Genomic DNA, 7,081 nt, shown 5'->3' with positions numbered 1-7,081 from the left:
GAACGCTTGGATAGATAGCTTTAAAGCGCTATTAATACGATATGAAACTAAAGAAAAACATTGGAGGGATTTTCATCTGCTCGCATTCTGTTGTATTTTGATTAGGAAACATTAAACAAGTTCATTAAAAAAAATTATATAATTTGCAAATTTATTGTTTTTTCTTTACTTAAGCTTTATTTTTAGGGCTTCAAACTCTTAAAGTTTTCTTAAATGAACCCTCTCATCCAACTTGATCAATGCGAATCAACACAAAATGAAATCCTTAATTACCTTCCAGTTCATCCTGATGGCATATTGGCCGTCTTTACCGATAAGCAAACTAAAGGTCGGGGACAATATGGTAACCAATGGGATTCTGGTGAAGGAATGAACATGGCATATAGCATTGCAGTAAGGTGTCAAGATTATAAAGCTTCTGCTTTGTCCTTCAATTTTCATACCGCAGTTTTATGCAGGTATTTTCTTGACAAATTGACGGATGCAAAGGTGAAAATAAAATGGCCGAACGACATCATCATCAACAATAAAAAAGTCGCCGGTCTTTTGGTTGAAAAAATGAAATGCCAAGGTGTTGAGTATTATGTCTTCGGGATTGGGCTGAACCTGTTGCAGGTTGATTTTCTTGGTCTTAGTTCCGCGGGATCCGTGTTGTCACAAACAGGGATTCGTTTCAGGGTTGATGATTTTGCAAAAGAATTTCACGATTTTCTTTGTGGAAATGTCTTACAATGTGATGAGGCTGAAGTTCTTGAATTGTACAATCTGAACCTGTTTAGAAAAAATGAAATTTCTGTTTTCGAAATCAAGGGTATGCGACAAAATGGCATAATTCGTTTGGTCGATGCACAAGGTTTTCTCCATGTCGAATTGGAAAATGAAGGCTTGAAAACTTTTACCTATAAAGAATTGAAATTGCTTTATTGATTGGCTCGTTTCAAATATAAAAGTAAAGCCAGCGGTGCAAAAACGATGTTGGGTAACCACATGGCTAAAAGTGGAGGTAAAGTTTTGTTTTCGGAAACGACTTTCAAAGCTTCGAATGAAAATACAAAGACAAAAGCCAAGGCGATACCGATGGCAAGGTTCATGCCGAGACCTCCTCTTTTCTTTTGAGAGGAAAGGGACAGTGCTAAAAATGTTAAAATAACAACCGATGCCGGCATGGAAGTTCTTTGGTAGAGCTCGTTCAGATATGTGTTTAGGTTACCGTTGCCTTTTTCTTTTTCTCTTTTAATGAATTTGAGTAGTTCCGGAGTGGTTTTGTTTTGTCCTAAAAGTTGATCGGGGAAAAGCTCTTCTGGTGGATGTCCAAAACTGATTTCTTTGATGTTTCCTTCGGATAATTTTTCGGAATCGTCCTTGTTGACCGTCTTTTCCTGATAATTGCTCATCGAGAAAACTTTTTTGTTTGCGTCCCAATTGGCTTCTGCAGCGGTCAATTGATAAAGCATCTTTTTGTCTTTGTTAAATTTCTGATAGCTTAATCCAGTCCCTCTTTTTTCTTTTTTATTGTAGCTGGCAAAGAAAACATATTCGTTCAGGTTGATCTGTGCCGAAACGGGGCTGCTTCCTAGAGTCTTTTCTTTGTTGGCTTCGTTGTAGGTGTAGGCTTCTAATGCATTTTTTTTGATATTGGCCCAAGGCAATACAAAATGATTGATGATCAAACAAAGAAAAGCAATAAACAAGGAAGTGTATAAATACGGTTTTGCAAATCTATGAAAACTGGTCCCGCTGCTGATAATGGCAACAATCTCGGTGTTGTTTGCCATTTTAGAAGTGAAAAAAATAACCGAAATAAAAATCAAAATGGACATAAAAGTCATGATGAGATAGATGATCCAAAACGGATAATAATGCGTCAAAAAATAGGTAACGGTATATCCGCTTCGTTCTATCCTTGGCGATTTTTCTTGTACATCGATGACCAAAACCACTATGGATAATAGCAACAGCATGAAACCAAAAGTTCCAAGATATTTTTTGATGATATAGCGGTCAATTATTTTCACAATCAGAAAGTTTTTTTAGAGTCTTTGTTTTAAGATTGGGACAATGCTGTCCTTCCATTGGTAGAAGTCTCCAGCCATGATGTGTTCTCGAGCGACTTTTACCAAATCCAAATAGAAAGCAAGGTTGTGGATGGATGTAATTTGTTTGGCCAAATATTCTTTAGAAACAAAAAGATGTCTGACATACGCTTTGGAGTATTCTTTGTCCACGAAACTGGTCCCGAATTCATCCAGCGGTGAGAAGTCTTTTTTCCATTTTTCATTTTTCATATTCATAACGCCTTGCCAAGTGAATATCATGGCGTTTCTGGCATTTCTGGTTGGCATCACACAGTCCATCATATCGATTCCCAATCCGATGCTTTCCAAAATATTCCACGGAGTACCCACACCCATCAGGTATCTTGGTTTTTCCTTAGGGAGGATATCGGTAACTTCGTTGGTTATTCTGTACATTTCTTCTTCTGGTTCGCCAACAGAAAGTCCACCTATGGCATTTCCTTCTGCGTTTTGTTCGGCGATGAATTCGGCCGAAATTTTTCTAAGATCGGAAAAGGTAGATCCTTGCACGATAGGGAATAGGCGTTGTTTGTGTTCGTAGATTTCAGGGTTTTCTTCCGTCCACTTGATGCATCTTTTTAACCATCGATGGGTCATTTCCATCGATTCTTTTGCTTGGTTGTACTCGCACGGGTAGGGTGTGCATTCGTCAAAGGCCATAAAGATATCGCCGCCGATTTGTCTTTGGATTTCCATGGATTTTTCGGGCGAAATAAAATGGTAACTTCCATCGATGTGCGATTTGAATTTTACCCCTTCCTCAGTCATTTTTCTGGTGTTGGAAAGAGAGAATACCTGAAAGCCTCCGGAGTCGGTCAGGATCGGTAAGTCCCAATTCATAAATTTATGCAACCCGCCGGCTTCTTCCATAATGTTCATGGTAGGCCTTAGGTACAGGTGATAGGTATTGCCTAAAATAATTTGAGCTTTTATATCTTCTTTCAGTTCTCTTTGGTGAACGGTTTTTACCGATGCTACAGTGCCAACAGGCATAAAAATAGGAGTCTGTATGCTGCCGTGATCGGTGGTGATCAGTCCGGCTCTGGCTTTGCTCTCGGTATTTTTTTCTATTTCAAAAAAATTCTGCTTCATTATTGCAAGGTCTGTTTCTGGGTCGTGATGTTCTTGTTTCTTTCCATAGCTTCCAAAATGTATTTTTTGGATTTTGGATCTTTTTCTAAAATGATATCTTGTGCATCTTGATAGATGTCTTGTATGTCGTTGTTCAGGATATAATATTCATAACTGTCGGTAAAATCCTTTCCTTTTATCTTATGTTTTTGCAAGATGTAACGAACGCCGTTTTCCATGTTTCCACTCGGGTTGATGTAATTGGTTTGGTCGTTCAACGCCATTTCTACCAAAAGTTGGGTCATTTCGTCTTTAGAAATTAAATTTTTTGGTTTTTCTAAAATAGAATTGCACGAAAATATACTTGTGAAAACTAAAAGTAAAGCCCAGTTTTTCATAACTTTCCGAATAGGGATTTTAATTTTAAATTGAGGACTCCAAATACGGCTTCACCAATGATGCCCCCGTTCATTTTGCTTTCACCCAAAATTCTGTTGGTGAAAATGATGGGGACTTCTACAATTTTGAATTTCTTTTTGTAAGTTCTGAATTTTATCTCAACCTGAAAGCCGTAGCCTTTAAGTTTGATGTTGTCCAGGCCAATTTCTTCTAGGACTTTTCTGGAGAAACATACAAATCCTGCCGTGGTATCGTGTACCGGAATGCCCAAAATGAAACGAACATATTTTGATGCAAAATAGGATAGGAGTACCCTTCCCATGGGCCAGTTAACCACATTGACACCTGTGGAATATCGCGATCCTACTGCCATGTCGGCTTTTGTACACGCTTCGAAAAGTCTAGGGAGGTCCTTCGGGTTGTGCGAAAAGTCGGCATCCATTTCGAAAATATAGTCGTAGTCGTTTTGCAAAGCCCATTGGAAGCCGTGGATGTAGGCTTTTCCAAGTCCGTCTTTATTTTTTCTTACAGAAAGATGTAAGAAGTGAGGGTGGTCTTTTTGGATTGTTTTAACAATATCGGCAGTTCCGTCCGGCGATGAGTCGTCCACAACCAAGATGTGGAAGTCTTGGTTAAGGCCAAGTACTGCGGAGATGATGGGTTCGATATTCTCCTTTTCGTTGTAGGTGGGTATGATGACTAGTTTCTTCATTTTCGACTGCAAAGATAGGTATTTCTCTTTTTTAGATTAAAAGAGATTGAAATATTCTCTACTTTTGCAAAAACTGCGCCGTTGTATATTACTTTTAGTACCATTAATTACATCCGTTGGACGGAAAATAACGATTGGGTAATCGCCTCTATTCTCATAGGCTTGTTTGCTTATGTTTTCATGTTGCTTTCTCTGAATAGGGAGTCCAGTTTAAAGGATTTTATTCTTCATCCCATTTCGGAAGGAGCCAATTTATTGGCCAATTGGGTTATTGTTTCTATGGTGTTTGTCTTGGTTATGGCCGTATTACTTTCACAATATATACCTGTTGTGCCAAAAACAATTTCGCAATATCATCTTTTTGGGTGGGAACTGAATAAATGGGGATTTACATTGCTTGCAATTACACTTTTTTATGTGTCAAAGTCACTGGTCTCTTATCTTTTTTATATGAGCATTAATGAGGGCGATCGCTGGACTAGACTGGTTTTTGTGTCCACCAAGTTTTATTTTATTCTTTCTTTAATAATCATGATAATTAATATTGTGCATTATTATTTTGGTATAGATCATGGCATAGTATTGCGATATTATTGGTTTTTCGCGGTGTTTGTTTTTGTATTTAAGCTATTTTTCTATGGTTTTAATAAAAATTCAATATTGCCTGAAGATTGGTACTATAAAATTTTGTATATTTGCACACTTCAAATTATCCCTATTGGGGTGCTTTGGAGATTGTTGTTTTTATAAGAAGAATTTACTATAAATAGTGTGATGAAAATTAAGTCCATTTTGGTTTCGCAACCTAAACCAAGCGAATCCTCTCCATATTTGGAGATTGCAAAAAAGGAAAAAATCAATATCGAGTTTAGACCTTTTATTCATGTAGAAGGTGTTGATGCAAAAGAGTTAAGAGCTCAAAAAATTGATCTTTCTCAGTTCACAGGCGTGGTCCTAACCAGTAAAAATGCTGTGGATCATTATTTCCGCCTGGCTGAAGAAATGCGTTTTTCTGTGCCGGATACCATGAGGTACATTTGTCAGTCCGAAGCAATTGCCAATTATTTGCAAAAGCATGTTGTTTACAGAAAAAGAAAGATCTCTTTTGGCGAGAAAACTTTTGCCGATCTTGCTCCTTTGTTTAAAAAATATCCGGACGAGAAATATCTTTTGCCTTCTGCAGATGTGCTAAGTGAAAGCATCTCTTCGGTTTTGGATAAATCTGGAATTGACTGGACTCGTGCGATTATGTACAGAACGGTAAGTTCGGATTTGAATGATATCAAGATCAATGATTTTGATATGTTGGTGTTTTTTAGTCCACAAGAAATTAAATCTTTGCAACATAATTTTAAAAATTTCAAGCAAGACAATATGAAAATTTGTGTCTTCGGAGCCAATACCCAAAAGGCTTTGGAAGATGTCGGTTTCCGTGTAGATGTTATGGCGCCAACCAAAGAAACGCCAAGCATGACCATGGCTATAGAAAAGTACATCAGAGAAATGAATAAATAATTCTTTTCCGATTGCATTATAAAAAAAACATCTTTCAACTTGAAAGATGTTTTTTTTATGATATAATGAAGGACGGTTTAGATGAAGTTAAACATCTCGTCGTCGTTTTTTCTCACTTTTTTCATATGCTGAAAATCATCATCCAAAGACCTAAAACCTAAAGATAAAGTAACGGTTATTTTCTCATGATCGGTATCGATGTCTAATAAATCCTCCAATATTTCTTGTCGGAAACCTTCCATGGGGCAAGTGTCTACACCTTCTAGGGCAGCCGCAAACATTAAATTGCTTAATAATATATAACCTTGTTTTTCGTTCCAATTCATGATTTCAGCCGAACTGTTGTTCTCAATATGCGTATGGATGCTTTTTCTGAACGGCTCCAATTGTTGAAGTGGAGTTTTTCTGATTTCGTTGATCTGTCTAAAGTATCCGTTGATGTACTGCTCATCAATTCCCTTTTTACTTACGATAACCAAAAGATGAGAGCAGGTCGAAATTTGAGAAGGGTTGTAAAATGCAGGGACGAGTTTTGATTTCGCTTCGGAACTTTCAACCACGATAACCCTGTACGGTTGCAGTCCTAATGAACTTGCTGAGAGCTTCCCGGCCTGTAAAATGTTTTCGACATGTTCTTTGGGAATGATCTTGTTTGGGTCAAATTTTTTAACAGAATATCGCTGTTGTAGTGCTTCTAAATAGTTCATTCTACAAAGTTAAAATTTTGAAAAGAACCAAACAACCAATCGTAGTTATTTAGTCTAACTATCGATTTGATCTTTTTGATTTGTATTCTAAGATGAAATACGAAGAAAAACCTCCTACAACGGCAAGTCCGATTCCTAAAAGGCTGGTCCCAATTATATATTGATAGAGGTGTTCTTTAAAAAAAGAAAGAGAAAATTCGTTCCCACCATCCAAAGTTGGGCGATCCACGAAAGGAGATCCGATCAAAAGTGCTGCGGCAACAATAAAGGGGAAAAGTGGCGGTATGGAAATTCTGGTGAATAAAAATGATATGACCTTGTTGAGCCTAAAAACGCTGGCCAAAAATATAACAATAAAAGTATGAAACCCATAGAATGGCGTTACACCAACCAAAAGTCCGCACGAGATGGACAAGGCTTTGGTTTTGTTGCTGCCTCCGCTTTCCAAGATATTTTCAGTCAAAAAACGCTTCCACCCTTTGATGCGGAAGTATCTGTAAAGTATTCGTGGATAGTGTAATGCTCTTTTTATAACGGAATTTTGTTTTGAAACGGCAAAAATAGACTTTTATTTTTAGGTTAAACGCGCAAGATTGCTTATT

Annotated in this window: 9 protein-coding genes; 3 read left to right on the top strand and 6 right to left on the bottom strand. The window is 37.4% G+C overall.

The window, feature by feature from the left end; genetic code table 11:
• Positions 1-213 precede the first annotated feature (213 nt).
• Positions 214-927 carry a biotin--[acetyl-CoA-carboxylase] ligase gene (locus tag EIY84_RS10290; RefSeq protein ID WP_124642879.1) on the top strand — a complete coding sequence of 238 codons (714 nt, stop codon included), beginning with the start codon at positions 214-216 and terminating at the stop codon, positions 925-927.
• On the opposite strand, the gene EIY84_RS10285 is transcribed toward EIY84_RS10290, so the two are convergent.
• The 4 genes from EIY84_RS10285 to EIY84_RS10270 are packed head-to-tail and all read right to left on the bottom strand — an operon-like array spanning position 921 to position 4,257.
• Positions 921-2,015: an LptF/LptG family permease gene (locus EIY84_RS10285; RefSeq protein WP_124642877.1), complete on the bottom strand. Its 1,095-nt coding sequence runs from the start codon at positions 2,013-2,015 to the stop codon at positions 921-923. The two genes, EIY84_RS10290 and EIY84_RS10285, sit on opposite strands and share 7 nt — an antisense overlap.
• 15 nt (positions 2,016-2,030) lie before the next feature.
• On the bottom strand, positions 2,031-3,167 hold the full coding sequence (gene tgt / locus EIY84_RS10280) for a tRNA guanosine(34) transglycosylase Tgt (RefSeq protein ID WP_124642875.1): 1,137 nt from the start codon (positions 3,165-3,167) through the stop codon (positions 2,031-2,033).
• The gene (locus EIY84_RS10275) at positions 3,167-3,544 is read right to left on the bottom strand and encodes a DUF4296 domain-containing protein (RefSeq protein WP_124642873.1); all 378 of its coding nucleotides are present in this window, start codon (positions 3,542-3,544) and stop codon (positions 3,167-3,169) included. Before EIY84_RS10275 ends, tgt begins: the two co-directional genes overlap by 1 nt.
• Positions 3,541-4,257 carry a polyprenol monophosphomannose synthase gene (locus EIY84_RS10270; RefSeq protein WP_124642871.1) on the bottom strand — a complete coding sequence of 239 codons (717 nt, stop codon included), beginning with the start codon at positions 4,255-4,257 and terminating at the stop codon, positions 3,541-3,543. The genes EIY84_RS10275 and EIY84_RS10270 overlap by 4 nt, the downstream gene beginning before the upstream one ends.
• An 81-nt stretch (positions 4,258-4,338) precedes the next feature.
• Between EIY84_RS10270 and EIY84_RS10265 the strand changes: the two genes are divergently transcribed.
• Positions 4,339-5,007 (top strand): DUF4271 domain-containing protein, encoded by a 669-nt coding sequence (locus tag EIY84_RS10265; protein WP_241154781.1) that lies wholly within the window; start codon positions 4,339-4,341, stop codon positions 5,005-5,007.
• A gap of 24 nt (positions 5,008-5,031) precedes the next feature.
• A complete protein-coding gene (locus EIY84_RS10260) occupies positions 5,032-5,772 on the top strand; it encodes a uroporphyrinogen-III synthase (RefSeq protein ID WP_124642869.1) in 741 nt (246 codons plus the stop codon).
• 77 nt (positions 5,773-5,849) lie between these two features.
• Here the strand turns inward: EIY84_RS10260 and EIY84_RS10255 are convergent, their stop codons facing one another.
• The gene (locus EIY84_RS10255) at positions 5,850-6,479 is read right to left on the bottom strand and encodes an NAD(P)H-dependent oxidoreductase (protein WP_124642867.1); all 630 of its coding nucleotides are present in this window, start codon (positions 6,477-6,479) and stop codon (positions 5,850-5,852) included.
• A 58-nt stretch (positions 6,480-6,537) separates the two neighbouring features.
• Positions 6,538-6,942, bottom strand: a complete 405-nt coding sequence (locus EIY84_RS10250) for a DUF2062 domain-containing protein (protein ID WP_164472037.1) — start codon at positions 6,940-6,942, stop codon at positions 6,538-6,540.
• Positions 6,943-7,081: the final 139 nt, after the last annotated feature.

This window comes from Amniculibacterium aquaticum, assembly GCF_003852705.1.
Taxonomy (GTDB): Bacteria; Bacteroidota; Bacteroidia; order Flavobacteriales; family Weeksellaceae; genus Amniculibacterium; species Amniculibacterium aquaticum.
Note: the sequence above shows the minus strand (reverse complement) of the source record. Positions and strands in the feature narration are given on the sequence as shown.